This is a genomic window from Salinilacustrithrix flava (genome assembly GCF_041228405.1).
Taxonomy (GTDB): Bacteria; Actinomycetota; Acidimicrobiia; order Acidimicrobiales; family Salinilacustritrichaceae; genus Salinilacustrithrix; species Salinilacustrithrix flava.
In genome coordinates this window covers 357,472-381,305 of sequence record NZ_CP133888.1, presented here as the reverse complement: position 1 = coordinate 381,305, position 23,834 = coordinate 357,472, and the positions used below count along the sequence as shown (strand labels likewise).

At 72.9% G+C, this 23,834-nt stretch carries 26 protein-coding genes and 1 tRNA gene; 19 read left to right on the top strand and 8 right to left on the bottom strand.

All coding sequences use genetic code 11. The features are described 5' to 3' along the window. Positions 1-3 precede the first annotated feature (3 nt). The 3 genes from RGQ06_RS01885 to RGQ06_RS01875 are packed head-to-tail and all read left to right on the top strand — an operon-like array spanning position 4 to position 2,252. Positions 4-1,149, top strand: a complete 1,146-nt coding sequence (locus RGQ06_RS01885; protein ID WP_432428529.1) for a vWA domain-containing protein — start codon at positions 4-6, stop codon at positions 1,147-1,149. 9 nt (positions 1,150-1,158) lie between these two features. Continuing rightward, positions 1,159-1,473 (top strand): XdhC family protein, encoded by a 315-nt coding sequence (locus RGQ06_RS01880; RefSeq protein WP_432428528.1) that lies wholly within the window; start codon positions 1,159-1,161, stop codon positions 1,471-1,473. Continuing rightward, positions 1,470-2,252, top strand: coding sequence for an XdhC family protein (locus RGQ06_RS01875; protein WP_432428527.1), 783 nt, complete (start codon positions 1,470-1,472; stop codon positions 2,250-2,252). Before RGQ06_RS01880 ends, RGQ06_RS01875 begins: the two co-directional genes overlap by 4 nt. A 123-nt stretch (positions 2,253-2,375) precedes the next feature. On the opposite strand, the gene RGQ06_RS01870 is transcribed toward RGQ06_RS01875, so the two are convergent. Continuing rightward, complete coding sequence (locus RGQ06_RS01870) at positions 2,376-2,762, bottom strand: hypothetical protein (protein WP_432428526.1); 387 nt, start codon at positions 2,760-2,762, stop codon at positions 2,376-2,378. Positions 2,763-2,821: 59 nt separating this feature from the next. On the opposite strand from RGQ06_RS01870, the gene RGQ06_RS01865 reads away from it, so the two are divergent. The 6 genes from RGQ06_RS01865 to RGQ06_RS01840 all read left to right on the top strand — a co-directional run bounded on the left by RGQ06_RS01865 (position 2,822) and on the right by RGQ06_RS01840 (position 7,987). Continuing rightward, complete coding sequence (locus RGQ06_RS01865) at positions 2,822-3,391, top strand: nucleotidyltransferase family protein (protein ID WP_432428525.1); 570 nt, start codon at positions 2,822-2,824, stop codon at positions 3,389-3,391. After that, the gene (locus tag RGQ06_RS01860; RefSeq protein WP_432428524.1) at positions 3,382-4,179 is read left to right on the top strand and encodes an SRPBCC family protein; all 798 of its coding nucleotides are present in this window, start codon (positions 3,382-3,384) and stop codon (positions 4,177-4,179) included. The genes RGQ06_RS01865 and RGQ06_RS01860 overlap by 10 nt, the downstream gene beginning before the upstream one ends. A 6-nt stretch (positions 4,180-4,185) precedes the next feature. Then, positions 4,186-5,559 (top strand): DUF501 domain-containing protein, encoded by a 1,374-nt coding sequence (locus tag RGQ06_RS01855; RefSeq protein ID WP_432428523.1) that lies wholly within the window; start codon positions 4,186-4,188, stop codon positions 5,557-5,559. A gap of 72 nt (positions 5,560-5,631) precedes the next feature. Then, on the top strand, positions 5,632-6,693 hold the full coding sequence (locus tag RGQ06_RS01850; protein ID WP_432428537.1) for a pyridoxal-phosphate-dependent aminotransferase family protein: 1,062 nt from the start codon (positions 5,632-5,634) through the stop codon (positions 6,691-6,693). Between the two features lie 41 nt (positions 6,694-6,734). After that, on the top strand, positions 6,735-7,301 hold the full coding sequence (locus RGQ06_RS01845) for a GNAT family N-acetyltransferase (protein WP_432428522.1): 567 nt from the start codon (positions 6,735-6,737) through the stop codon (positions 7,299-7,301). Further along, positions 7,298-7,987, top strand: a complete 690-nt coding sequence (locus RGQ06_RS01840) for a hypothetical protein (RefSeq protein WP_432428521.1) — start codon at positions 7,298-7,300, stop codon at positions 7,985-7,987. Before RGQ06_RS01845 ends, RGQ06_RS01840 begins: the two co-directional genes overlap by 4 nt. A gap of 48 nt (positions 7,988-8,035) precedes the next feature. Here the strand turns inward: RGQ06_RS01840 and RGQ06_RS01835 are convergent, their stop codons facing one another. Beyond that, on the bottom strand, positions 8,036-8,788 hold the full coding sequence (locus RGQ06_RS01835; protein WP_432428520.1) for an enoyl-CoA hydratase: 753 nt from the start codon (positions 8,786-8,788) through the stop codon (positions 8,036-8,038). 28 nt (positions 8,789-8,816) lie between these two features. Beyond that, on the bottom strand, positions 8,817-9,302 hold the full coding sequence (locus tag RGQ06_RS01830) for a MarR family winged helix-turn-helix transcriptional regulator (RefSeq protein WP_432428519.1): 486 nt from the start codon (positions 9,300-9,302) through the stop codon (positions 8,817-8,819). 104 nt (positions 9,303-9,406) lie between these two features. Here RGQ06_RS01830 and RGQ06_RS01825 point away from each other — a divergent pair, with 104 nt between their 5' ends. Next, entirely contained in the window at positions 9,407-9,976 is a 570-nt protein-coding gene (locus RGQ06_RS01825) for a YceI family protein (RefSeq protein WP_432428518.1), read from the top strand. A gap of 91 nt (positions 9,977-10,067) precedes the next feature. Beyond that, positions 10,068-10,538 carry a VOC family protein gene (locus tag RGQ06_RS01820; RefSeq protein WP_432428517.1) on the top strand — a complete coding sequence of 157 codons (471 nt, stop codon included), beginning with the start codon at positions 10,068-10,070 and terminating at the stop codon, positions 10,536-10,538. A gap of 1 nt (position 10,539) precedes the next feature. Here the strand turns inward: RGQ06_RS01820 and RGQ06_RS01815 are convergent, their stop codons facing one another. Together RGQ06_RS01815 and RGQ06_RS01810 are read right to left on the bottom strand one after the other, a co-directional pair. Next, entirely contained in the window at positions 10,540-11,571 is a 1,032-nt protein-coding gene (locus RGQ06_RS01815) for an NAD-dependent epimerase/dehydratase family protein (RefSeq protein WP_432428516.1), read from the bottom strand. After that, positions 11,571-12,458, bottom strand: coding sequence for a 1-acyl-sn-glycerol-3-phosphate acyltransferase (locus tag RGQ06_RS01810; RefSeq protein ID WP_432428515.1), 888 nt, complete (start codon positions 12,456-12,458; stop codon positions 11,571-11,573). Before RGQ06_RS01810 ends, RGQ06_RS01815 begins: the two co-directional genes overlap by 1 nt. A 101-nt stretch (positions 12,459-12,559) precedes the next feature. On the opposite strand from RGQ06_RS01810, the gene RGQ06_RS01805 reads away from it, so the two are divergent. Beyond that, a complete protein-coding gene (locus RGQ06_RS01805) occupies positions 12,560-13,846 on the top strand; it encodes an MFS transporter (RefSeq protein ID WP_432428514.1) in 1,287 nt (428 codons plus the stop codon). A 3-nt stretch (positions 13,847-13,849) separates the two neighbouring features. Here the strand turns inward: RGQ06_RS01805 and RGQ06_RS01800 are convergent, their stop codons facing one another. Next, positions 13,850-14,830 (bottom strand): PD-(D/E)XK nuclease family protein, encoded by a 981-nt coding sequence (locus RGQ06_RS01800; protein WP_432428513.1) that lies wholly within the window; start codon positions 14,828-14,830, stop codon positions 13,850-13,852. Positions 14,831-14,918: 88 nt separating this feature from the next. Between RGQ06_RS01800 and RGQ06_RS01795 the strand changes: the two genes are divergently transcribed. The 5 genes from RGQ06_RS01795 to RGQ06_RS01775 all read left to right on the top strand — a co-directional run bounded on the left by RGQ06_RS01795 (position 14,919) and on the right by RGQ06_RS01775 (position 20,570). After that, the gene (locus RGQ06_RS01795; protein WP_432428512.1) at positions 14,919-15,221 is read left to right on the top strand and encodes a hypothetical protein; all 303 of its coding nucleotides are present in this window, start codon (positions 14,919-14,921) and stop codon (positions 15,219-15,221) included. Between the two features lie 27 nt (positions 15,222-15,248). Further along, on the top strand, positions 15,249-15,572 hold the full coding sequence (locus tag RGQ06_RS01790) for a hypothetical protein (RefSeq protein WP_432428511.1): 324 nt from the start codon (positions 15,249-15,251) through the stop codon (positions 15,570-15,572). A gap of 66 nt (positions 15,573-15,638) precedes the next feature. After that, positions 15,639-17,906, top strand: a complete 2,268-nt coding sequence (locus RGQ06_RS01785; RefSeq protein ID WP_432428510.1) for a transglycosylase domain-containing protein — start codon at positions 15,639-15,641, stop codon at positions 17,904-17,906. A gap of 67 nt (positions 17,907-17,973) precedes the next feature. After that, a complete protein-coding gene (locus RGQ06_RS01780) occupies positions 17,974-20,442 on the top strand; it encodes a transglycosylase domain-containing protein (protein WP_432428509.1) in 2,469 nt (822 codons plus the stop codon). Between the two features lie 42 nt (positions 20,443-20,484). Then, positions 20,485-20,570, top strand: a tRNA-Leu gene (locus tag RGQ06_RS01775). Positions 20,571-20,588: 18 nt separating this feature from the next. Here the strand turns inward: RGQ06_RS01775 and RGQ06_RS01770 are convergent. Then, complete coding sequence (locus tag RGQ06_RS01770) at positions 20,589-21,350, bottom strand: LLM class flavin-dependent oxidoreductase (RefSeq protein WP_432428508.1); 762 nt, start codon at positions 21,348-21,350, stop codon at positions 20,589-20,591. A 66-nt stretch (positions 21,351-21,416) separates the two neighbouring features. Then, positions 21,417-22,043, bottom strand: coding sequence for a TetR/AcrR family transcriptional regulator (locus RGQ06_RS01765; RefSeq protein WP_432428507.1), 627 nt, complete (start codon positions 22,041-22,043; stop codon positions 21,417-21,419). A 99-nt stretch (positions 22,044-22,142) separates the two neighbouring features. Between RGQ06_RS01765 and RGQ06_RS01760 the strand changes: the two genes are divergently transcribed. Both RGQ06_RS01760 and RGQ06_RS01755 read left to right on the top strand, forming a co-directional pair. Beyond that, positions 22,143-23,303 carry an amidohydrolase family protein gene (locus RGQ06_RS01760; protein ID WP_432428506.1) on the top strand — a complete coding sequence of 387 codons (1,161 nt, stop codon included), beginning with the start codon at positions 22,143-22,145 and terminating at the stop codon, positions 23,301-23,303. 83 nt (positions 23,304-23,386) lie between these two features. Next, positions 23,387-23,827 carry an ATP-binding protein gene (locus tag RGQ06_RS01755; RefSeq protein ID WP_432428505.1) on the top strand — a complete coding sequence of 147 codons (441 nt, stop codon included), beginning with the start codon at positions 23,387-23,389 and terminating at the stop codon, positions 23,825-23,827. Positions 23,828-23,834 lie beyond the last annotated feature (7 nt).

The following is a 23,834-nucleotide window of genomic DNA, read 5'->3' as shown; positions in this document are numbered from 1 at the left end:
CGCGTGCCCGACGTCCTGCGCGACCCGGCCACCGCCGCCGTGGCCTTCGTCCGGGCCCTGCGCCAGGCCGGCCTCGTCGTCCCCATCGACGCGTCGGTGACCTTCGCCGCCGCGCTCGACCAGGTCGACCTCGCCGTCGGGGACGACGTGTACTGGGCCGGCCGGGCCACGCTCGTGCGGCGGGCCGAGGACGTGGCCGCGTTCGACCAGCTCTTCGCCGCCTTCTTCGGTGGCGTGCCCCTGCCCCGGCCGCCGGCGTCGACGCCGCAGCGCATCACGATCGCGGTCGACGATCCCGACGCGGAGATGGACGGTGGTGACGACGTCGCCGACGCCGACCCCACGATCCAGGTCCGGTTCTCCCGGGTCGAGACGCTGCGCCACAAGGACTTCGCCGCCTACGACGACGACGAGCTGGCCGAGGCGTGGGCGCTCATGGACCGCCTGGCGCTGGTCGGCGCTCCCAGGCCGTCGCGCCGCAGCATCCCGACCCGCGGCGTCCGGGGCCGTCCCGATCTCCGCCGCACGGTCCGCCACGCGCTGCGCACCGGGGGCGAGCCGATCCGGCGGTCCCACACCCAGCCGGGCGAGCGGTTCCGGCGGGTCGTGCTGCTGGTCGACGTCTCCGGATCGATGGAGGCCTACGCCCGGCCGCTCCTGCGCTTCGTCCACGCCGCGGTCGCGGCGCGCGGCCGGATCGAGGCATTCGCGCTCGGCACCCGCCTCACCCGGTTGACCCGGGAGCTCAAGCGGCGGGACCCGGACGAGGCGCTCCGCCTGGCGGCGGCCGCGGTCGCCGACTTCGCCGGCGGCACGAGGCTGGGGGAGGGCCTGGCTCGGTTCAACGACGAGTGGGGCGTGCGCGGCATGGCCCGGGGTGCGGTCGTGGTGATCCTCTCCGACGGGTGGGACCGGGGCGACCCCGAGGCACTGGCCGAGCAGATGCAGCGCCTCCAGCGCGTCGCCCACCGGGTGGTGTGGGTCAACCCCCTGAAGGCCACGCCCGGCTACGCCCCGCTCGCCCGCGGCATGGCAGCCGCGCTGCCCCACGTCGATGCGTTCGTGGAGGGCCACAGCATCGATGCGCTGGAGCGCCTGGCCGCGGTCATCGCCGGCGACGCGGCCCCCGTCCCGGCAGCGGCTCCGTAGGCTGGCGACGTGCGCGAGATCCTCGGGGACCTGGACCGCTGGCGGAAGGCCGGCAAGCAGGTCGCCGTCGCGCGCGTCGTCGACGTCGAGGGCTCGGGCCCCCGCCTGCCCGGCGCGGCCATGGCCGTGAACGAGGACGGCGAGGTGGCCGGGTCGGTCTCCGGCGGTTGCGTGGAGGGCGCGGTGGTCACCGAGGCGCTGCAGATCATCGAGTCCGGCGACCGGCGCATCGTCACCTTCGGCTACTCCGACGACGAGGCCTTCGCGGTCGGGCTCACCTGCGGCGGCACCATCCACCTCTTCGTCGAGCCCCTCGACTGGTGACCGCGATCTTCGAGGTGCTGCGCGACGCCATCGGGTCCGAGGAGCCGGTGGCGCTGGCGACGGTCGTCGAGGGCCCCGGCGTGGGTGGGAAGCTGCTCGTGCGCCCCGACGAGGAGCCGATCGGTTCGCTCGGCGACCCCGACCTCGACCGCGTCGTGGCCCGCGATGCGCTCGGCGAGCTCGCGGCCGGCACCACCGGCGTGCGCCACTACGGCACCCAGGGCCAGGCCAACGAGCACGACGTCGCCGTCTTCGTCGAGTCCTTCGCCCCGCCGCCGCAGCTGCTCGTGTTCGGCGCCGTGGACTTCACCGGCGCGCTCGCCCGCGTCGGCAAGGTGCTCGGCTACCGGGTGACGGTCTGCGACGCCCGGGAGGTCTTCGCCACGAAGGCTCGGTTCCCGTTCGCCGACGAGGTCGTCGTCGACTGGCCCCACCGCCTGCTCGAGCGGGTGGGCGACCAGCTCGGTCCCCGCGATGCGGTCTGCGTGCTCACCCACGACCCCAAGTTCGACGTCCCCGCCGTGATCGCCGCCCTGCGCACCGATGTCGGCTACCTCGGGGCGATGGGCTCGCGGCGCACCACGGACGACCGCAACCGCCGGCTCCGGGAGGAGGGCGTCACCGACGAGCAGCTGGCCCGGGTGATGGGCCCCATCGGCCTCGACCTCGGGGCCCGCACGCCGGAGGAGACCGCGGTGTCGATCATGGCCGAGGTCATCGCCACCCGCACGGGCCGCCAGGCCCCGTCCTTGCGCGACGCCGCCGGCCCCATCCACTGACCCCATCCGCTTCGCTGGTCCGGATCGGACCGGATGTGGTCGATGTCGGACCAGTGAACGCCACCCGCCAGCTTCGCTGGTCGGGATCTGACCGGATGTGGTCGATCCGTGATCAGCGAACGGTCAGGTGGGGCGGATGAGCTTCTCGTTCTTCGCTGCCTGCGTCCCGAGCCAGGTCCCGAGCACGCCGGCCGCGGTGGCCGGGACGGCGGCCCGCCACGGCAGGTAGCCGCGCAGCCCGCCGGCCAGGGACGCCAGGGCGTCGGCCGCGTCGACCGGCACGGCGCGCGACGCCAGCTCGGCCTCGTCCAGGCCCGGTGCCGGCATGAGGAACGGGGCGGCCATGAACACCTCTCGGGCGCCGAAGATGCGGGCGAGGTAGGGCGCCGCCGGATTGTCGGATGCGTCGATGCCGAACAGCTTCCCGGTGAGGCGGGGGGCGACGAGGGCGCCGATGCCGATGGCGAGGCGGACCTGGGCGAGCATGCGGCGGGCGGCGAGGGGATCCATGCGCTGATGCTGCCACGGGCGCCCGACCTGCGCAGGCGGCTCCCGGCCACACTGGAGCGATGGTCCTGGCCGTCCTCCTCGCCGCCGGCGGCGGCAGCCGCTACGCGGGCGACACCCACAAGCTGCTCGCCCCCCTCGAGGGCCGCCCCCTGCTCGCCCACGCGCTCGACGCGCTCGGCGGGAGCGGCCTCGAGGCCGTGGTCGTGACCGGTGCGGCCGACGTCGGGCACCTCGTCCCCGAGGGCATGGCCACCCTGGGCAACCCGGCGTGGGAGGAGGGGCAGGCGACGTCGGTGCGGGTCGGCATCGATGAGGCCCGCCGGCGTGGCCACGACGCCGTGGTGATCGGCCTCGGCGACCAGCCCTTCGTCACCGCGACGGCCTGGCAGGAGGTCGCGGCAGCCGATGCTGCCGTCGCCGTCGCCACCTACGACGGCCGGCGCGGGCACCCCGTGCGGCTCGGCGCGCAGGTGTGGGACCTGCTGCCGGCCGCCGGCGACGAGGTCGGGCGTGCCGTGATGCGAGGTCGTCCCGAGCTCGTCTTGGAGATACCGTGCGACGCCGGGCACACCCGCACCGATCGCACCGCCGACATCGACACCCTGGAGGATCTCCGCAGATGGAGCTGACCAACGAGTTCACCGTCCCGGTACCGATCGAGCGGGCCTGGGAGGTCCTGACCGACGTCGAGCTGATCGCCCCGTGCCTGCCCGGCGCCCAGCTGCAGGAGATCGAGGGCGACGAGTACCGGGGCATCGTCAAGGTCAAGGTCGGCCCCATCACCGCCCAGTACAAGGGTGCGGCCACCTTCCAGGAGCAGGACGAAGCCGCCCGGAAGCTCGTGCTCAAGGCCGAGGGGCGAGACACCCGCGGCCAGGGCAGCGCCAGCGCGCTCATCACCGTGAACATGTCCGAGGACTCGGGTCAGACCCACGTCACCGTCGACACCGACCTCACCATCAAGGGCAAGGTCGCCCAGTTCGGCCGGGGCATGATCGCCGACGTCAGCGCCAAGCTCATGGGCGAGTTCGTCGACTGCCTCGAGGGCAAGCTCGACGCGCCGGCCGAACCCGCAGCGAGCTCCGGCACCACCGCCGACGCGGCCGAATCCGCCACCGGCACCGACCAGGCGATCGGCACCCCCGACGGCGAGGAGCCCACGCCCGTCGACGGCACCGCGCCCGTCGCGGCCGATGCCGAAGGCGGCGCTGCCGCGGCGACCCCGGTCGCCGGCGACACCGGCGGCGCCAAGGCCGAGCCGATCTCGGGTGTCCGCAAGATCGACTCGCCCGACCGCGAGCCGGTCGACCTCGTCGACGCCGCCGGCGCCTCGGTCGTGAAGCGGATCGGCCCGGTGGTGCTCGTGCTGCTCATCCTCTGGCTCCTCGGTCGCCGCCGCTCCAACCACGGGGCGTAGCCCGCCATGGCCGACGAGGCCGACATCGCCGCTGTCGCCGAGCTGCTCGGGCGCGCGCCCCAGGCCCACTTCGACGTGGTCGTGCGAGACGCCGCCGGCGCGCCGCTCGTCATCCGCAACGCACCTCTCCTCTTCGACGGCACGCCCATGCCCACGCGCTACTGGCTGGTCGGCGACGAGGAGCGCGCCCGCATCGGTCGCCTCGAGTCCACCGGCGCCATCGACCGGGCCGAGGCCGAGATCGGCGAGGACGTCATCGCCGAGGCCCACGATCGCTACGCGGCCGAGCGCGACGCGGCGATCCCCGCGGACCACACTGGTCCTCGGCCCTCGGGCGGGGTCGGCGGCACCAGACGCGGCATCAAGTGCTTCCACGCCCACTGGGCCTGGCACCTCGCCGGCGGCGACGATCCCGTCGGGCGTTGGATCGAGGCCGAGCTGGCGAGGCAGGGTGGCCCGGTGGACGCCCCCGTGCTCGCCGCCATCGACTGCGGCACCAACTCCACCCGCTTGCTCGTCTCCCGGGGGACCGGCGCGGCCAAGGAGCCCCTGGCCCGGGTGAACACCATCACCCGCCTCGGCCGGGGCGTGGACGCCACCGGGAAGCTCGAACCCGAGGCCATCGCCCGCACCATCGAGGTGCTCCGCGACTACCGCCGCATCATCGACGAGCACGGTGCCGAGCGCGTCCGGGTCACGGCGACCTCGGCCGCCCGCGACGCGTCGAACAGCGACGAGTTCTTCGACGCGGCCGAGGAGGTCCTCGGCGTGCGGCCCGAGCTGCTCAGCGGCGAGTCGGAGGCCGAGCTGTCCTTCCGCGGTGCCACGGCCGAGCTGGACCCGGCAGACGGGCCGTTCCTGGTCGTCGACATCGGTGGCGGCTCCACGGAGTTCATCGTGGGCACCCAGGAGGTCGAGGGGTCGATGTCCATCGACATCGGCTGCGTGCGCTTCTTCGAGCAGTACGTGGAGAGCGACCCGCCCGCACCGGAGGAGCTGCACGCCTGCATCTCGGTCACCGAGGCGTGGATGGAGGACGTCGTCCGGGAGCTGCCCCAGGCCCGCTCGGCCAAGACGTTCGTGGGCCTCGCCGGCACCATCACGACGATGGCGGCGGTGGAGCTGGGCCTGCAGGAGTGGGATCGCGACGCCATCCACCACTTCCGCTTCGAGCGAGCCGCCATCGAGGACGTGTTCCGCACGCTCGTCACCGAGTCCCTGGCCGATCGCATGCACAACCCCGGCCTCGAGCCGGACCGGGCCGACGTGATCGTCGCCGGGGCGTGCATCCTCGTGGCCATCGTCCGCTGGCTGGGCGTCGAGGAGTGCCTGGTGTCCGAGAGCGACATCCTCGACGGCCTGGTCGACTCGCTCGCCTGACGGCCGGCCGTTCTCCATCGTCCCGGCAACCGATCTAGCCTCCGCGCCGTGCCCCGCCCCGACCGCATCCTCATGGGCCCCGGGCCCGGCAACCCCTATCCCGAGGCCATCGAGGCCTTCATGCGCCCGATGCTCGGGCACCTCGACCCCGCGTTCCTCACGCTGCTCGACGAGGTGTGCGACCAGCTCCGCACCGTCTTCGGCACCACCAACGCCCTGACGATCCCCATCAGCGGCACCGGATCCGCCGGCATGGAGACCTGCATCGTCAACGTGCTCGGTCCCGGCGACGTCGCCGTCATCGGCGTGAACGGCGTGTTCGGCGCCCGCATGTGCGACGTGGCCTCCCGCACCGGCGCCGAGGTCGTGCGGGTCGACTTCGACTGGGGCACCCCCGTCACCGCCGACCGGCTCCTCGACGCCCACCCCTCGCCGACCCTCATCGGCATGGTGCACGCCGAGACCTCCACCGGCGCTCGCTCCGACGTGGAGCCCGTCGCCGCCGGCAAGGGCGACGCCCTCCTGCTCGTCGACTGCGTCACGTCCCTCGGCGGCATCCCCTTCGAGGCCGACGCGTGGGGCGTCGACCTCGCCTACTCGGGTACCCAGAAGTGCCTCGGCGTGCCGCCGGGCCTGTCGCCGATCACGGTGTCGGATCGCGCCCGGGACCGCTTCGTCGAGCGCAGCCAGTCCTGGTACCTCGACCTCCGCATGATCGGCAGCTACGTCGGCACCGCCGGCGCCAAGCGCACCTACCACCACACCGCACCGATCTCGATGATCTACTCCCTCCACGGCGGGCTCACCGCCCTGCTCGACGAGGGCATCGAAGCGGTCCACGCCCGGCACGCCGAGTGCGGCCAGCTGCTGCAGGACGGCCTGGTCGAGCTCGGCTTCGAGCTGTTCGCGACCGAGGGGCACCGGCTGCCGGAGCTCACCACCGTGGTGGTGCCCGACGGCGTCGAGGAGGCCGCGGTGCGGGCCACGCTGCTCGATCGCTACGACATCGAGGTCGGCGGCGGGCTCGGCGAGTACGCCGGCAAGGTCTGGCGCATCGGCTGCATGGGCCACACCGCCCGACCGCGCAACGTCACGCTGCTGCTCGGCGCGCTGGGCGAAGTCCTCGGCCGGTGAGCTGGTCGCCGGCGCAGACGCGGTTGCAGGGGCGGCGCATCGTGCTGCGCCCCCTCGGCGTCCGCGACTTCCCGGCCTGGCGGGACGTGCGCCGGCGCAACACCGGGTGGCTCACGCGCTGGGAGCCCCGCCGCATCGCGGGCCAGCCCGACGTGGTCGAGAGCAAGGACGCCTTCGCCGCCCGGTGCTCGGCACGGGCCCGCGAGTGGCAGCTCGGCACCGGCTACGGCTTCGGTGTGTTCAGCGAGGACGACGCCCTGATCGGGGAGATCAACCTGTCCTCGGTGCAGCGGGGCCCGTTCCAGAACGCCTACGTCGGCTACTGGGTCGACGAGGCCAACGCCGGTCGGGGCTACACCCCCGAGGCCGTCGTCGTCGCCTGCCGCTACGCGTTCGAGGAGCTCGGCCTCCACCGGCTCCAGATCGCCATCATCCCCCGGAACCGGGCCAGCCGCCGGGTGGTCGAGAAGCTGGCCATCCGCGAGGAGGGCATCGCCCTGCGCTACCTGGAGATCAACGGCGTCTGGGAGGACCACGTGCGCTACGGCATCACGTCCGAGGAGTGGGACACCCGTCGAGACGAGCTGCTCGAGGCGTGGGTGCTGTGAGGGTCCGCAGCGCGCTGCTCGCCGCCGGTCTCGCTGCCGCCGCCCTCGCCGGCTGCGGGGATGACGACGACAGCCCGCCGGCGGCCGATCCCCTCCCGGAGCAGTCGGAGCTGCCCGGTCACGGCGGCACGGAGGAGGCCGACCCCGGCGACCTCGACGTCCCCGAGATCGCCGGCACCACCTTCGCCCCGTTCCCGTCCCTCGGGTTCGGCATCGCCGTCCCCCAGGGCTGGAACGCGACCCGCCTCGACGACGAGGCCCTCGCCGAGCTCGAGGACGTCCGCCTGGCCGAGCCCTTCTTCCTGGACGCGGCACGGAACGTGGCCTCGACAGGGGCGCTCTTCTACGCCGCCGGCGTGGACGACCAGGGGCGCGTCGCCGAGATCAAGGTGGACGTGGCGGAGGGGACGAGCGTCGAGGACGTGCGTGCCGCCGCCGAGGCCGAGGTGCTGGCGGCCGGTGCCGCCGACGTGAACGTGGTCGAGGCCGACGACGGCCGGGCCCGCATCGACTTCCGCCTGGCGCAGCCCTCCGCCGAGGACGGCGAGACCATCGACTCCTACGTGAGCCGGCTGCTCGTCCCCGACGACGACCGGGTCTGGTCGATCGTGGTCACCAGCGAGGACGCCGAGACCCAGACCGCGGTCCTGGCCGTCGTCGACGCCGGCTTCGTCCTCGCCGACTGACCCCCCGGGCGGCCAGTCCGACCCGTTCTGGCAGTGCTGGTGTTGCGGCTACTTCTTGGAGATCTTGGCCTGCAGCGCGGCGAGGCGCTCCTTGAACGCCGGCTGGTTCAGCGACCACACCTGGGGGTCCAGCTCGCGCTCGACCGCGGCGTCGTGGTCGCTGATGTCGGCCATGTCCTGGATCGAGGCCTTGATCTTCATCACCAGGTCCCGGGGCGCCTCCGCCGAGGCGCGGGCCATGTCGATGCAGTGGTCGAGCAGCTCGGCGTCGGGCACGCAGCGATGGACCAGGCCGACGCGCTCGGCCTCCTTGCCGTCCATGACCTGACCGAGCAGCACGGCGGCGGTGACGGCCTGGGGGCCGGCGATGCGGCGGTACATCCAGGTGTGGCCGCCGCCGGGGTGGAGGCCGAGCTGGAGGAAGCGGGTGTCGAACTTCGCTCGCTCGGCGGCGATGCGCACGTCGCAGACCAGGGCCAGGTTCATCCCGGCCCCGACGGCGGCGCCGTTCACCGCGGCGATGGTGGGCAGCGGGCAGCGTCCGAAGCGGAGGAAGCCCTGGTAGATCGACATCAGGCCCTCGCGCTGGGAGGAGCCCAGGTGGGAGAGGTCGGCGCCGGCGCAGAAGGCCGGCGGCTCACCGGTGACGACCACGGCCCCGACGGACTCGTCGGCCTCGATGGCGTCCAGCGCAGCCGTCACCTCCTCCACCATGCCGAGGTTCAGCGCGTTGCGCTTGTCCGGGTCGTTCAGGGTGACGACGGCGACGCCGTCGGTGATCTCGGTGGTGACCTGGCTCATCGGGGTGAGTCTGGCAGACCGATCCCCCTCAGCCCGGGGGTGGCCCGACCTCGCGGACGTGGTCCCGCACCCGACGCAGCAGGTCGGTGAGCTGGCCCAGCTCGGCTTCGTCCAGCGCGCCGCCGAGCAGCTGCTCGAGGTCGGCGACGTGGCACGGAGCGGTGGACGCCAGCAGCGATCGGCCCTGCTCGGTGAGCACGGCGAGCAGCCCGCGGCGGTCCTCCGGGCACGCCTCCCGCCGCACGACCCCTTCGGCCTCCATCCGGTCGATGAGGCGGGTGAGGCCGCTCGTGCTCATCGTCATGTCCCGAGCCAGCACCGTCATGCGCAGACGGCTGTCGGGGGAGCGGGCCAGGCGGATCAGCACGCTGAGCCAGCCGATGGGCACGCCGGCCTGCGCGTCGAGGTTGCGCTGCAAGGCGTTGTGGAGCTCGTTGTGGGCCTCGATCAGCATCCCGTAGGCCTCGATGCGGGGGTCGTCGAGGTGCTCGGCGGGATCGGTGGGGAGGGCCATGGCGTCCACGCTACGAACAACTCGTTGCACGCGCAATGATCTGCTGCTATGTTGTTGTATAGGCAACAATCCCGCTGACAAAGATCCCCCCAGGAGCACCGAACATGTCTGACACCCTGACCCGCACCGCCGCCGACACCACCGTCCCCGTCGCCGGCACCTACCAGCTCGACCCGAGCCACAGCAGCGCCGACTTCCAGGTCCGTCACCTCGGCCTCTCCAAGGTCCGGGGCGGCTTCGCCATCGAGTCCGGCACCGTCGTCATCGGCGAAGACCCCACCCAGAGCTCGGTCGAGGTCTCCCTCGATGCCGCCAGCTTCAGCACCGGCGCCGAGGACCGCGACACCCACGTCAAGTCGGCGGACTTCCTCGACGTCGACCAGTTCCCGAAGGTCACCTTCCGCTCCACCGGCGTGCGCCAGTCCGGCGACGACTGGAAGGTCGACGGCGACCTCACCGTCAAGGACGTCACCCGCCCCGTGACCCTCGACGTCGAGTTCGAGGGCGCCAACAAGGACCCGTGGGGCAACGGCCGCATCGCCTTCGCCGGCGAGACCGAGATCAACCGCGAGGACTTCGGCATCACCTGGAACCAGGCCCTGGAGACCGGTGGCGTGCTCGTGGGCAAGAACGTCAAGATCGTGATCGACGTCCAGGCCGTGGCCGAGGGCTGAGGTCGCAACCGGCCGCCACGCGGCGCCGAACCACCAGCGACGACCGGGGTCCGGCCCGACCGGACCCCGTCGTCCTGCCAGAGGAGCGCACATGGAACCCGTCCACGTCACCGAGCTCAACCACGCCGTGCTCTACGTGCGCGACGTCCCCACCGCCGTCGAGTTCTACCGCGATGTCCTCGGCTTCCAGGTCGTGGACGAGATGCCCGGCCGGGCCGCCTTCCTGCGTGCCGGCGGGTCGGACAACCACCATGACCTCGGCCTCATCGGCGTCGGCGGCGGCGCACCCCGCCCGCCCCACGGCGCCACCGGCCTCTACCACCTGGCCTGGCGGGTCGGGTCCATCCACGAGCTGGCCCGGGCACGCGAGGTGCTCGCCGAGGCCGGGGCGCTGCGCGGCCAGTCCGACCACGGCGTGTCCAAGTCGCTGTACGGGGCAGACCCCGACGGCAACGAGTTCGAGCTCATGTACCTGCTGCCCGAGGACGAGTGGGGCGACTACGCCACCCGAGCCGTCGTCCAGCCGCTCGACCTCGACCGAGAGGTCGACCAGCGATCCTGAGCTAGCGCGGCCGGCGCACGACCGCCGGCGAGCGGCGGAAGAAGTCCTCGACCTCGCGCTCGTACTGGTACTCGGCCTTGGGCCCCACCGTGCGCTTGAGGCGGAGCGACTCGATGAAGGCCTGCACGGCGCCCGCCGAGGTGTGCGTGTAGTCGAAGCCGGCCCGCTTGAGGCGGCCGTTGTCCAACCCCCGGCCGTACTTGAGCAGGTCGACGATCTCCGGCGGGATGTCGACCCCGAGCCGCGCGAGCGCTGCGGTGACCAGGCCCTGCCCGATCGGAGGGAGCGGCACGGTGCGCTTGCCGCAGATGCCCGCCACCTCGCTCCAGGGCAGGAGGCCGTCGCCGGCGACGTTGAACACGCCGGCCAGCTCGTGGTCGAGCACGAACAGCATCGCCCGCACGACGTCGTCCTCGTGGACGAACTGGAAGCGGGGATCGAAGCCGAACACGTGCGGCACGACGGGCAGCTCGAGCATGCGTGACAGCGGGGTGCTCAGCTCGGGGCCGAGCACGTTGGAGAACCGCAGCATGGTGACGGCCACGTGGGGGTTGTCGACGGCGAAGTCGCGCACGTAGCTCTCCACCTCGGCCAGCGAGCGCTCCACCCGGTGCTTGGGCGGCTTCTGCCGGGGCGTCTCCTCGGTGAACCACACCGGGTCGCTCGGCTCGCAGCCGTACACGTAGGACGAGGACTTCACGACCACGGTCCGGACCGAGGAGTCGGTGGCCGCGGCGAACAGGTTCATCGTGCCGATGACGTTGATCTCGTGCATCGTGCGACCCCGCATCTGGGTCGAGTCCACGACCAGGAACGTGTGCACGATCGTGTCGACCTGGGTCGCCTCCACGATGCGGGAGAGGATCGAGTAGTTCTCGTCGCTCTTGACGTACTCGGTGCGCTCGAGCTCGAGCAGCGGTTCGCGGGTGTCGAGGCCGACGATGACGTCCACGCCCGGGTCGGCCTCGAGGGCCTTGGCGACGCGGGCACCCCAGAACGTGCCGAGGCCGGTGACGAGCACGCGCTTGCCCATCACCCGCTCCAGACGGATCGGCGGTGGCGCAGCATGTCGTACAGCGCATCCTGGATCTGCTCGCGGATCGACTCGGCCTCGTCCATCACCTTGCTGCGGCTGTACCGGGGTTGGTCGGGCGGGACGTCGAAGTGGACCGGATCGAGGACCCGGAGCTTGAACTTGGCCGGCAGGTGGACCAGCGCCCCGAGCGGCCCGAGCAGGGGTCCGAAGGCCAACATGTTGGCGGTGACGGGCGCGTAGGGGAGGCCGAGCGCCTTGGCCAGCGGGGTCAGGTTCGCCAGCATCGGCATCGACTCCTCGGCGCCCACCACGGCGATGGGGATCACGGGCACGCCGGCTCGCATGGCGATCTGCACGAACCCGGCCCGGCCGAAGCGGCGCAGCTGGTAGCGCTCGTCGAAGGTCTTGCCCGGCCCCTTGGAGCCCTCGGGGAACACGAGCACCAGCTGCTGCTGCTGGCGCAGGAGGCGGTAGGCGTTGTCCGGGTGGGCCAGCACGCCGCCGGCCCGGGACCAGAGCGTGCCGACCACGGGCACCTTCTTGAACAGCTCGTCGGCCAGGCCGTAGACGGGACGCTGCAGCTCGGTCTCGATGCCGTGCATGATCACCGGTGCGTCGCTCGGGATCGCGGCCGCGTGGTTGGCCACGAGCAGCGCTCCGCCGTCGGTCGGGATCTTCTCCAACCCCTCCCACTCGACCCGGAACCAGCGGTCGTACATCGGCGCGAACAGCGTCCGGGCCAGCCGCCGTGTGCGCTCGGAGCGGCCCCACTCGTCGACGTCGGAGACCCTCGGGTCGTCCAGCTCGGGCGCTGCCGTGGGCGGCACGTGCACCGGCAGGAGCTGTCCGGCGGCGCGGACCGACTCAGCGGTGGGGCGGGCCATGGCGGGGAGCGTATCCACCCCGTTCTGGCGGTGCCGATGTCACACGCGTCCGGCGTCGGGCGGGGCGGGACGGCGTCGAGGCGTCGTTAGCGTGCCCGGCGATGGCGATCGACGATCCGCAGGCGGAGCGTGCCCGCCCCGGCCTCCGCGAGGCGGGAGCGGCGCTGCGGATCCCGGACTTCCGTCGGTTCTGGATCGGCGCCACGATCTCCAACAGCGGCACGTGGATGCAGAACGTCACCGTGCCCTACGTGCTGTTCCAGCTCACGGACAGCGCGACCTGGGTCGGCCTCGCCTCGTTCCTGCAGTTCCTCCCCGCCCTGTTCATGGGTCCGCTCGGGGGCACCCTGGCCGACCGCTACCCCCGACGCACCGTCCTGCTCGTCGCCCAGTCCGCCCTCGCCCTCGCTGCCGTCGGGTTGTGGCTCCTGTGGAGCTCGGGCGTCGCCGAGCCGTGGAGCATCACGGCGATGGTGGCCCTCTTCGGCGCCATCGCCGGCACCTCGATCGGGGCGTGGCAGGCGTTCGTGTCCGAGCTGGTGCCCCGCCACCTGCTGCTCAACGCCGTGACGCTGAACTCGGCGCAGTTCAACGCTGCCCGGGCGGTGGGACCGGCCCTCGGCGGCCTCGTCCTCGGCACGCTCGGACCGTCGTGGGCGTTCGGGCTGAACGCGCTGTCCTACGTGGCGGTGCTGTTCGCGCTGGCCACCATCCATCCGGCTCCGGTCGAGCGAGCACCGCGGTCGGGTTCCGTGCTCGGCGACCTGCGGGAGACGGCGGCCTACGTGCGCAACATGCCGGGCATCGCCACCTGCATCATGGTGGTCATCGCCCTCGGCTTCTTCGGGAACCCGGTGTTCCCGCTGCTGGCCGTGTTCGCCGAGCAGGTGTTCGACGTGTCGGGCTTCCGCTACGGCCTCCTCGGCGCTGCGCTCGGCATCGGTGGTGTGCTGGCCACGCCGCTGGTGGCGGGACGGGGCAGCGGGCTGGCCCGCTCCGCGCTGGTGGGCGGCGCGCTCGGTGTCTACGGCACCTCCCTGCTGGTCTTCGCCCTGTCGCCGGTGTTCCCGATGGCGGTGCTGTTCCTGGTGGTCGCCGGCGGCGGGTACCTGGGCCTGTCCTCGACCCTGAACACCACGATCCAGGTGCAGGTGGACGAGCACCGCCGGGGCAAGGTGCTGGCCCTCTACGTGATGGGCCTCACCAGCAGCTACCCGATCGGGTCGCTGGTGCAGGGCGCGCTCGCCGATGTGGTGAGCGTGCGGGTGGTGACCGCGCTCTCCGGCGTCGCCCTGCTGGCGGTGCTCGCCCGGCTGCTGCAGACGGGGCGCCTGCGCTCCATGGACGAGGACCCCCACGCCTTCGACGAGGCCGCCGAGGACGGCTGACCCTCACGGCGCCGCAACCTCTGGCTCGGGCCACCAGAACCCGTCGTCGTGCTCACCGTCGGCCTCGGCGGCGACCCAGGCGCTGCCCGTCTCGCAGCCGGCCAGCGCCGGGCACCAGCGGCACATCGGGTTGGGGCGAACCTGTGCGGGGCGGGCTGCCGTGCGCAGCTCCACCATGGCCTCGGCCGAGCGCACGACCCGCTCGGTTGCGGCCTGGAGGACGCCGGCGGTGACGTGCTCCACCGTCGGCGTACCGGTGTCCAGGTACAGGGTGGCCAGCCGGCGCGGCGGCAACCCGACCTTGCAGGCATCCACCAGGGCGTAGAAGCGCAGGTCGTCGATGTGGTGGCGCGAGGGTCGGCCGGTCTTCAGGTCGATGATGACCTTTCCGCCGTCGGCGGCCCGGCCGAGGGTGAGATCGGGTCGTCCGCCGAGCACGATGCGGCCCCCGGCCAGGGCGACGCGTGCCGGCCCGTCGACCACGGGCCGCCACCGGGACTTGAGCGGGGGGAAGCACTCCTCGAAGGCGGTGACGAAGCCGACCGCCTCCTGGCGCAGCTCGGCCAGCTCCACCGTGGACAGGGCCCGCAGGAACGCGGCCAGCGAGCCCTCGCCTTCAGCCAGGCGGGTGATGGCCTCGTCCACCAATCGGCACGGCTCGCTCTCGCCGCGCCAGTTCGCCTGCAGCTCGATGGCCTTGTGGGCCACGGTGCCCCGGGCCGCGGGGACGTTCCACGCGAAGCGGGAGCTGGCCTCGGCCTGCCAGCGCCCCTCGCAGGTGTCGAGCTGGTGGAGCGCGGATTTGCCCACCCACAGCGCCGCCCCGGCGGGGACCCGCTCGGCGACCGGCGCGAGGCGCTCCTCGAGCTCGGCGTGGAGGGCGGCGACGACGTCGGCCCCGACGGGCGCGTCGTCCGGGCGGCGACGGAGCAGCTCGATGATGCGCTGCTGGGCCGGGGACCAGGCGGTGGCGAGGGCGGGCATGGCGGCACCGTCGCACAGGGGTGCTGACAGGAACGGGGGTCGGGCCCCGCCGGGAGTTCCTGTCGGTGGGTGCGGGGATGCTGGGGCCATGTCCACGTCGCTCCGCTTCGCCCACGCCGTCCGGACCCTCAGCGAATCCGCCCGCCTCCAGGGTCTGGAGGTGCCGATCTTCCGCACGCCGCCCGGCCGGGGCGACGCCGTGCGCACCATCCGTCGCAACCGGCGCGGCTGCACGATCGCCGTCCGGGTCGCGGAGCGTCCGTGGACCGCAGTGCTGGCCGACCTGGTCGACGGCATCGTCCTGGTGAACGGCCTCGACGGTGCGGCGGCCATCCGGTGCCGCACCTCGCTGTGGACGGCGCTCGAGCGTGAGGCCGCCCTGGCGGCATGAGTGGCCCGGTGCCCTACCGTCGGGGTCGTGCAGTCGTACCGGATCGTGCTCTCCCACGCCGACATCGATGGCATCCCCGTCGAGTTCGACTACGCCGATGTGTTCGTGGTCGTCCGCGAGGGGGCCACCGAGCCGGGCCCGACCGACTGGGAGGCCCAGCTGCGGACCGACCAGTACCACCGCCTCGCCATGGCCCGGCACGAGCTGGCCCTCACCGCTCCCGACGGCAGCTGCATGCGGGGCGCGGCCATCGTGCGGTTCAGCGACGGCCACCGGCACCTGTTCCGGGGCGACGACGACCTCGACGGCTTCGTGCCCGAGGACCCGAGCGGGTACGTCGCCGAGAGCTGAGACCGTCGGGGTCTGCCGCCGACGCGGTGCGGGTACGGGGCGCCGGTCGAAGGAGAACCCCCCGCCATGCCCAGCCACGAACCCGACGCGCCCCAGCCGGCGCGCCCGCAGAGCGCCGACCACGAGGCCGGCGCCGATGCCCCGACCGCCGATCCCCCCGATCCCGGGGATGGCCGGAATGGCCTCCGAGGGGCGTGGCCGTGGCTGCGCTGGCCGGTCTACGGCTTCGCCGCACTCGTCGTGGTCGTCCTCGGCGTCGGGGCCTGGCTGTGGACCACCACCGAGCTGCCGCCCACCCCCTCGGTCGCGGCGTCGGCCGTGCTGGTCGACCACACCGGCGAGGAGCTCGCCGTGCTGGCCCAGGAGGGCCTCCGGCTCGAGGTCGACCTCGACGAGGTCGCGCCGGTGGCGGTCGACGCGCTCATCGCCGCCGAGGACCGGCGCTTCTACGACCACGGCGGCATCGATCCCGCCGGCATCGCCCGCGCCCTGTGGAACAACGTCACCGACGACTCGACCCAGGGTGGTTCCACCCTCACCCAGCAGCTGGTCAAGAACACCTACCTCACCAGCGACCGCACCTTGACCCGCAAGGTCCGCGAGGCCGTGCTCGCCGTCAAGCTCGACCGCACCGAGGACAAGGACGCGATCCTCGAGCGCTACCTGAACACCGTGTACTTCGGTCGTGGTGCCTACGGGATCGAGGCCGCGGCGCGCACGTGGTTCGACACGACGGCGGCCGACCTCACGCCGGAGCAGGCGGCCCTGCTCACCGGCATGCTGCGGGCCCCGGAGTCGCTCGGTCCCGACGACCACCCCGAAGCCGCCCGCCAGCGGCGCGACGCGGTCCTCCGTGCCATGGCCGACATGGGCGCGCTCGATCCCGAGGAGGCCGAGCGGGCCGCCGCCACCCCCGTCGAGGTCACCGCTGCCGACCCGACCCCCACCGTGCTGCGGGCCGGGGTGGCGCCCCACTTCGTGGAGCACGTGCGGGGGCTGCTCGTGGAGCGCTTCGGTGAGCAGGCGCTCTACGACCGCGGCCTCGTCGTGCACACGACCCTCGACCTGGCCGACCAGCGCGCCGCCGAGGCTGCGGTCGCGGCGCACCTCGACGACCCCGAGGATCCCCAGGCCGCGGTCGTGGGTGTCGACCGCTTCGGCGCCGTGCGGGCCTGGGTCGGTGGCCGGGACTTCGACGCGCTGCAGGTCGACCTCGTCTCCGATGCCGGCGGCGGGGGCCGCCAACCCGGCTCGACGTTCAAGCCCGTCACCCTGGCCGCCAACCTCGAGGCCGGCAACGGCGCCGGTCAGCGGTTCCCGGCCCCGGCGGAGATGACCTTCGACATCCCCGGTTCCGAGCCGTGGGAGGTGTCCAACGCCGGCGGCGGGGGCTACGGCACGCTCAGCCTCGCCGACGCCACCGTCCGCTCGGTGAACACCGTCTACGCCCAGGCCGTCCTGCAGGTCGGAGCCGATGCGGTGGTCGACATGGCGAACCGACTCGGCATCACCCGCGAGCTCCAGCCGCACCCGTCCATCGCGCTGGGGGCCCAGGAGGTCAGCGTCCTGGAGATGGCCACCCTGTACTCCACCCTCGCTCGATCGGGCACCCGGGTCGAGCCCTTCGTGATGACCAAGGTCGAGACCCGCGAGGGCGACGTCCTGTGGGAGCACGAGCTGGAGGGCGAGGAGGTCGTCGACCCGTCCGTCGCGGACACGGTCAACGCCGTGCTGCAGGAGTCGCCGCGACGTGGCACCGCTCGGCGCGCCGCCCTCGACCGCCCGATGGCGGCCAAGACCGGCACGACCCAGAACAGCGCGGATGCGTGGCTCGCCGGCTACACGCCCGACTACACCACCATCGTGTGGGTCGGGAACCCCGACACGAACGAGACCGTCGAGGTCGACGGGGAGCAGGTGCAGGGAGGCACCGTCCCGGCGATGATCTGGCACGACTTCATGGTCGAGGCCCTCGAGGGCGTGCCCGCCACGGAGTTCGCCGAGCCCGACGGCGACCTGCTGCGCAACCCGAACCGCCGCTCGCCGGCGGCCGAGGAGGCCCAGGAGCGGATCGAGGCCGAGACGTCGTCGACGACCTCGACCTCGTCCTCGACCACGTCCTCGACCACGACGACGACGACGACGGAGCCCGACGAGGGGGACGGCGCGGACGACGACGAGGACGGCGGCGACGGAGACGGCGGCAGCGAACCGACCTCGACCACGTCGTCGTCGACCACCACGACCGCGCCGACGACCACGACGACCACGACGGCGACGACCACGACCCAGGCGTCGACCAGCGCCAGCGGCGACGCGGACGGTGGGGGCTGACGTACGCTGCGAGTTCTGGCACGGCCGTGCCAGGGGTAGAGGTCGGCGGTCGAAGGAGACCCCCACCATGACCGACGAGAACGGGGCTCCTGAGCCCGACCCCACCCGCCCCGACGGGCCTGATCACGGCGGACCAGGCCACGAGCCGGCCGCCGAACCGGCCAGCGGCCTCGCCGCGCTCCGCGAGCGGGCCCGCCCGGCGTGGCGGTGGCTGCGCTGGCCCGTCTACGGCCTCGCGGCCCTGTTCGTGCTCGTGCTCGTCGCCGGCGCCTGGCTGTGGACGACGACCGATCTGCCCCCGGCCCGATCCACGTCGGCGGCGGCGGTCCTGCTCGACCGCAACGGCAACGAGCTGGCCCTGCTCGCCCAGGAGGGCCTGCGGCTCGAGGTGCCCCTGGAGGAGATGGCCCCGGTCGCCGTCGACGCGCTGATCGCCGCCGAGGACCAGCGCTTCTACGAGCACGGCGGCATCGATCCCTTCGGCATCGCTCGCGCCGTGTGGAACAACGTCACCGACGACTCGACCCAGGGTGGTTCCACCCTCACCCAGCAGCTGGTGAAGAACGCCTACCTCAACGACGACCGGACCTTCAGCCGCAAGGTCCGCGAAGCCGTGCTCGCCGTGAAGCTCGAGCGCACCGAGGACAAGGACCAGATCCTCGAGCGCTACCTCAACACCGTGTACTTCGGCCGTGGCGCCTACGGCCTGGAGGCCGCAGCCCGCACCTACTTCGACAGCGCCGCCGCCGACCTGAGCGCCGAGCGGGCCGCGCTGCTCATGGGCCTGCTGCGCTCGCCCAGCCGGCTCGACCCGGGTGAGGACCTCGAAGCGGCGCAGCAGCGGCGCGACGCCGTCCTCAGCGCGATGGTCGACATGGGCACCCTGACCCCGGAGGAGGGCGAGGCCGCCATCGCCACGCCCATCGAGGTCACCGTCCGGGCCGCCTCGCCGACGACGCTCCAGGAGGGCGTGGCCCCGCACTTCGTCGAGCACGTCCGCGGCCTGCTCATCGAGGAGCTCGGCGAGCAGGCCCTGTACGACCAGGGCCTGGTCGTGCACACGACGCTCGACCTGGCCGACCAGCGAGCAGCCGAGGCCTCGGTCGCTGCCCACCTGGACGATCCGTCCGACCCGCAGGCCGCACTCGTCGCCGTGGACCGCTCCGGTGCCGTCCGGGCCTGGGTCGGCGGACGCGACTTCGAGGCGCTGCAGGTCGACCTCGCCGGTGGCGCCGGTGGCTCGGGCCGCCAACCCGGCTCGACGTTCAAGCCCGTCACCCTGGCCGCGAACTTCGAGGCGGGCAACGGTGCGGGCGAGCAGTACCCGGCGCCGGCGGAGATCACCCTCGAGGTCGAGGGCGGGCCGTGGACCGTGACCAACGCCGGCGGCCAGGACTACGGCGTCATCACGCTCGCCGAGGCCACCGTGAACTCGGTGAACACCGTGTACGCCCAGGCGCTGACCAAGGTGGGGCCACGAGCGGTCGCCGACCTCGCCCAGCGCCTCGGCATCCGCCGGGAGCTGGAGGCCGAGCCTTCCATCGCCCTCGGCACCGAGGAGGTCAGCCCGCTGGAGATGGCCTCGCTCTACAGCACGTTCGCCCGGTCCGGCGTGCGCATCGATCCCTTCGTCATCACCGAGGTCGAGAACGGCGACGGACGAACGATCTGGGATCCGGCGGATCCGGAGGAGGAGGAAGCGGTCGAGCCCCGCATCGCCGACACGGTCAGCGCCGTGCTCTCCGAGACCCCTCGCAGCGGCACCGCCCGCCGCGCCGCCCTCGACCGCCCGATGGCGGCCAAGACCGGCACGACCCAGAACAACGCAGACGCCTGGCTTGCGGGTTACACCCCGGAGTACACCGCGATCGTGTGGGTCGGGAACCCCGAGGGCAACGACCCCATCGCCGACGTCGACGGCCAGGTCGTGCAGGGCGGCACCATCCCGGCGATGATCTGGCACGACTTCATGGTCGAGGCCCTCGCCGACGTGCCGCCGACCGAGTTCCCCGAACCGGACCCCGAGCTGCTCAGCGACACGTCGCCGCCCATGGAGCTCACCGCCACGCCGAGCGTGGAGCCCGGCGACGCCGTCGACGTGATCGCCAACGGCTACCAGATGTGCCGGGCCGCCTGGTTCGTCGTGCTCGAGGGACCGACCTCGGTGGTCGAGCAGGAGGTCCCCGAGGGACAGGAGCCGCCCCCGCCCACCCCGGTGCTGGTCGAGAGCCAGCCCGACGTGGACTCCGACGAGGCGACCCGACGCGCCAGCGTGCAGATGCCGGCCACCGCCGTGCCCGGGACCTACCAGGTCTCGGCCCGGTGCGACGCCGGCGCCGGTCCCCAGCAGCTCGGCCCGACCGCCACCGTCGAGGTGCGCCCGGACCCCTCCGCCACCACGACCACCTCGTCGACCACGACGTCCACCACGACGACGACCGAACCCGACGAGGAGCAGGAGTCGACCACGACGACGGCGCCGGAGCAGACGACCACGACCGAGGCGCCGCCCGGCCAGCGGGACGACGAAGGCTGACTGCCGGGTCGGCCATCCGCCCGGGCGTAACGTGACGCCCGCGCCCGGGTGGCGGAACTGGCAGACGCAGGGGGCTTAAACCCCCCGGCCCGGCGACGGGCGTGCGGGTTCGAACCCCGCCCCGGGCACCCTCGTGCCGTCCGGTGTCAGCCCGCAGGAGGCCCGACCCGCAGCGCCGCCTCGTCCAGGGAGTCGCAGGTGAGCAGCCAGTCCACGCCCAGCTCTTCGCACCTCCGGTCGTAGTCCGCCCCGAAGCGCTCGGTGCGGGGGACGACGACCGAGCCGTCTCCGCCGGCGTCGCGGTAGCAGCCCAGCAGCGCCTTCAGCTCGGCGATGCGAGCCCCTTCGGCCACGTCGGGGTCGGCGCCCTCACCGAGGCCGGGCCATTGGGGCATGAAGCCGTCCCACCGCGCCGCCCGGCGGGTGCCGGCCCGGTTGGGCCAGGTGGCGGCGAGCATGATCGGCGGACGTGGAGATCGGGCCGGGCGGGTGCGCAGCGAGACGCCGTCGAGCTCGTGCTGTCCGTCGTGCACGGTGACCTCCTCGCCACGGAGCAGCCGATCGAGCAGGTCGAGGGCTACGTCGTGGCGTGCCCCGAGGCCGTCGCGAACGACGCCGAGGCCCCGGTGCTCCACCTCGTTGCCCATGCCGATGCCGAGCACCAGGCGCCCATCCGAGAGCTGGTCGACGCCGGCGGCCGCCCGGGCGACCGCGACCACGTCCCGGGCGACCAGCGGGATCACCCAGGTCCCCAGCGTGATGCGCTCGGTGCGCGCCGCCATGGCGGCCAGGAGCACGAAGGGCTCGTCGTGGTCCTCCATGACGGCATCGCTCACGAACACGCCGTCCCAGCCGCCGGCCTCGGCCGCCTCGGCGAGCGCCAGGCTCGCGCCGGGTTCGTGCGCCATCCCGTTGCGGATCCAGAACCCGTGCCGCATCCCGCCACCCCCGGCAGTCGTCGTCGACCCGAGACCCTACGCCGGTGGTCGACGGCCGGCAGCCAGGCGGGTGAGGGCGCCGATGGTCATCTCGACGTAGACCTCCTCGAGCTCGTCTCGCCGGTCGGCGCTGGGGCTCCGCCGCATCTGGGAGAGCAGGTTCTGGATGCCGGAGAACAGGACGCCGATGGCCGTGGTCGCGGTGGCGGGGTCGATGCCGAACTCCTCACCGGCCAGGTCGGCGAAGTAGCCGGAGGTCCGCCGGTCCCAGCGGCGCTGCTGGCGGCGGGCGCCGTCGCTCGTGCGGGCGCTGCGCAGCGGGGCGAAGAACTGGCCGTGCTCCCCGGCGGCGTCGAGGCAGCTCCGGACGAAGGCGCGGAGCTTGGGCTCGAAGCCGTCCTCGGCTGCCTCGACCTGCCGGCGGATGCTGCGGTCGAGCGCGCTCGCCTCGCGCCGGTACAGCTCGAGGAGCAGCGCATCCTTGTTCTCGAAGTGCTTGTAGACGAGGGCCCGCGTCACCTCGGCCCGCTCGGCGACTGCGCCCATGGTCACCGCACCGGGGCCGGACTCGTTCACGACGGCCTTGGCCACGTCGAGCAGCGCCTGCCTGCGCTCGTCGGCGGACAGTCGCTCCGGTTCGGGTCCGGCGACCTCGGCAGCCATCGGCCCAGTGTGGCGCACGAGTGGTTGCACTCTGCAACCGGCTGTGCTCTCCTGTCGGGAGAGCGGTTGCAAAGTGCAACCGGCCAGGACGGAGTGACGATGACCTACGCAGGGGGACGCCCGATCCTCGACGCCGACAGCCACCTCATGGAGCTGCCCGGCTTCCTCGACCCCTACATCGAGCGCGACATGCTCGACCGGCTCAAGGGTCGGTCGATGGCGAGGCTGGCGCCGGTGCTCGACCGGGCGACAGGCGACGCCGAGGCCCGCAGGACCGATGCCGGCGCGCGGGCGCAGGCCGAGGAGCGGCTGCTGCTCGACAAGGGGTGGAACGCCATGGGCGCCTTCGACCCGGCGGAGCGCAGCCACGTCGTCGACCTGTTCGGGTTCCACGGCCAGCTCGTGTTCGCCACCTTCGCGTCGGCGATGTTCGTGGGCAAGGACCTCGACCTGCTGTACGCCGGGAGCGCGGCGCACAACCGGGCGGTGGCCGCCTTCTGCGCCGACGATCCCCGCCTGCTGCCCGTCGCGTACGTGCCGCTGCACGACCCCGACCGGGCGGTCACCCTCCTGCAGGAGGCCATCGACCTCGGCAGCGGTGCCGTCCACGTGCCCTCCACCGCTGCGGGGGAGCGGGCGCCGACGCATCCGGACCTGGACCCGTTCTGGGCGCTGCTCGAGGGGAGCGGGGTGCCCTTCGTGCTCCACGTCGGCGGTGGCGGCCGGCTCCTCGACCGCAGCTTCCACAACAACGGCCGACCGGTCACGGATCACCTCGGCGGCGGCGAGAACATCCGATCCAAGGACTTCCTCGCCATCTCCAACTCGCCCGCGCTGTTCCTCGGCACCCTCATCCTCGACGGCCTGTTCGACCAGTTCCCCGGCTTGCGCGGAGGCGTCATCGAGGAGGGGGCCAGCTGGGTCGTGTCGTGGATGCACCAGCTCGACTTCGCCCAGCGGGCCTTCCGCCGGACCGAGACCCCGCTGCAGACGTTGGCGCGCACGCCCTCGGAGTACGTGCACGAGCACCTCCGCTTCACCCCGTTCCCCGGCGAGCCGGTGGGCTGGATGATGGAGCAGGCCGGCGCCGACCTGTTCATGTTCTCCACCGACTACCCCCATCCCGAGGGCGGCCGGGATCCCCTGGCCAAGTTCGAGGCGACCATGGCCGACGTGGCCGAGGTCGACAAGCACCGCTTCTACTACCAGAACATGGCCGACCTGCTCGGCCCGGCCCTGGTGCCGACGCAATCGGGGTGAATCGACTGACGGCCTGCCGGGTTGGGTAGAAAAGCCGGACCTCCCGATGCGGGAGGCTCCAGCCACCACCCGAACGGATCCGCATGCCCAGACACCCGCAGCGGAGCGGTCATTCGACCGAGCCCTTCTCCGTGCGCTTCGGCGCGGATGTCAGCTCCGTCCCCGACTCCCGGCGCGGCTTCGTCGGATGGATGCGGGCCGCCGACCTCGACCCCGAGACGATCGACGATCTCGAGGTGGTGTTCAGCGAGCTGGCGGCCAACGCCGTCGCAGCATCCCCGGCGCCGACCGACGACGTCCACGCCCATGCCCAGATCGACGCGGACATGCTCGTGCTCGAGGTGTCCAACCGGACGGAGGACCCGCAGCTGGTCCCGGAGACCCCCGATCTGGACGACCCGCTGCGGTCCAACGGTCGCGGCCTGCTGATCGCTCGGGCCTTCGTCGACAGCGTCGACGTCGAGCTCGCCGGAACCGACCGGCTGCTCGTGCGCTGCTGTCGGCGCCTCGGCCTGCTGCGCTGACAGCGGC

Bases quoted from the DNA above. Each gene is read 5' to 3' on its own strand.
- RGQ06_RS01870 (WP_432428526.1), bottom strand. From the start codon at position 2,762: ATGGATCCCCTCGCCGCCCGCCGCATGCTCGCCCAGGTCCGCCTCGCC.
- RGQ06_RS01780 (WP_432428509.1), top strand. From the start codon at position 17,974: ATGACCGACGAGAACGGGGCTCCTGAGCCCGACCCCACCCGCCCCGAC.
- RGQ06_RS01860 (WP_432428524.1), top strand. From the start codon at position 3,382: ATGGAGCTGACCAACGAGTTCACCGTCCCGGTACCGATCGAGCGGGCC.
- RGQ06_RS01785 (WP_432428510.1), top strand. From the start codon at position 15,639: ATGCCCAGCCACGAACCCGACGCGCCCCAGCCGGCGCGCCCGCAGAGC.
- RGQ06_RS01830 (WP_432428519.1), bottom strand. From the start codon at position 9,302: ATGGCCCTCCCCACCGATCCCGCCGAGCACCTCGACGACCCCCGCATC.
- RGQ06_RS01825 (WP_432428518.1), top strand. From the start codon at position 9,407: ATGTCTGACACCCTGACCCGCACCGCCGCCGACACCACCGTCCCCGTC.
- RGQ06_RS01765 (WP_432428507.1), bottom strand. From the start codon at position 22,043: ATGGCTGCCGAGGTCGCCGGACCCGAACCGGAGCGACTGTCCGCCGAC.
- RGQ06_RS01835 (WP_432428520.1), bottom strand. From the start codon at position 8,788: ATGAGCCAGGTCACCACCGAGATCACCGACGGCGTCGCCGTCGTCACC.
- RGQ06_RS01755 (WP_432428505.1), top strand. From the start codon at position 23,387: ATGCCCAGACACCCGCAGCGGAGCGGTCATTCGACCGAGCCCTTCTCC.
- RGQ06_RS01850 (WP_432428537.1), top strand. From the start codon at position 5,632: ATGGGCCCCGGGCCCGGCAACCCCTATCCCGAGGCCATCGAGGCCTTC.
- RGQ06_RS01855 (WP_432428523.1), top strand. From the start codon at position 4,186: ATGGCCGACGAGGCCGACATCGCCGCTGTCGCCGAGCTGCTCGGGCGC.
- RGQ06_RS01810 (WP_432428515.1), bottom strand. From the start codon at position 12,458: ATGGCCCGCCCCACCGCTGAGTCGGTCCGCGCCGCCGGACAGCTCCTG.
- RGQ06_RS01820 (WP_432428517.1), top strand. From the start codon at position 10,068: ATGGAACCCGTCCACGTCACCGAGCTCAACCACGCCGTGCTCTACGTG.
- RGQ06_RS01800 (WP_432428513.1), bottom strand. From the start codon at position 14,830: ATGCCCGCCCTCGCCACCGCCTGGTCCCCGGCCCAGCAGCGCATCATC.
- RGQ06_RS01770 (WP_432428508.1), bottom strand. From the start codon at position 21,350: ATGGCGCACGAACCCGGCGCGAGCCTGGCGCTCGCCGAGGCGGCCGAG.
- RGQ06_RS01865 (WP_432428525.1), top strand. From the start codon at position 2,822: ATGGTCCTGGCCGTCCTCCTCGCCGCCGGCGGCGGCAGCCGCTACGCG.
- RGQ06_RS01760 (WP_432428506.1), top strand. From the start codon at position 22,143: ATGACCTACGCAGGGGGACGCCCGATCCTCGACGCCGACAGCCACCTC.
- RGQ06_RS01795 (WP_432428512.1), top strand. From the start codon at position 14,919: ATGTCCACGTCGCTCCGCTTCGCCCACGCCGTCCGGACCCTCAGCGAA.
- RGQ06_RS01805 (WP_432428514.1), top strand. From the start codon at position 12,560: ATGGCGATCGACGATCCGCAGGCGGAGCGTGCCCGCCCCGGCCTCCGC.
- RGQ06_RS01815 (WP_432428516.1), bottom strand. From the start codon at position 11,571: ATGGGCAAGCGCGTGCTCGTCACCGGCCTCGGCACGTTCTGGGGTGCC.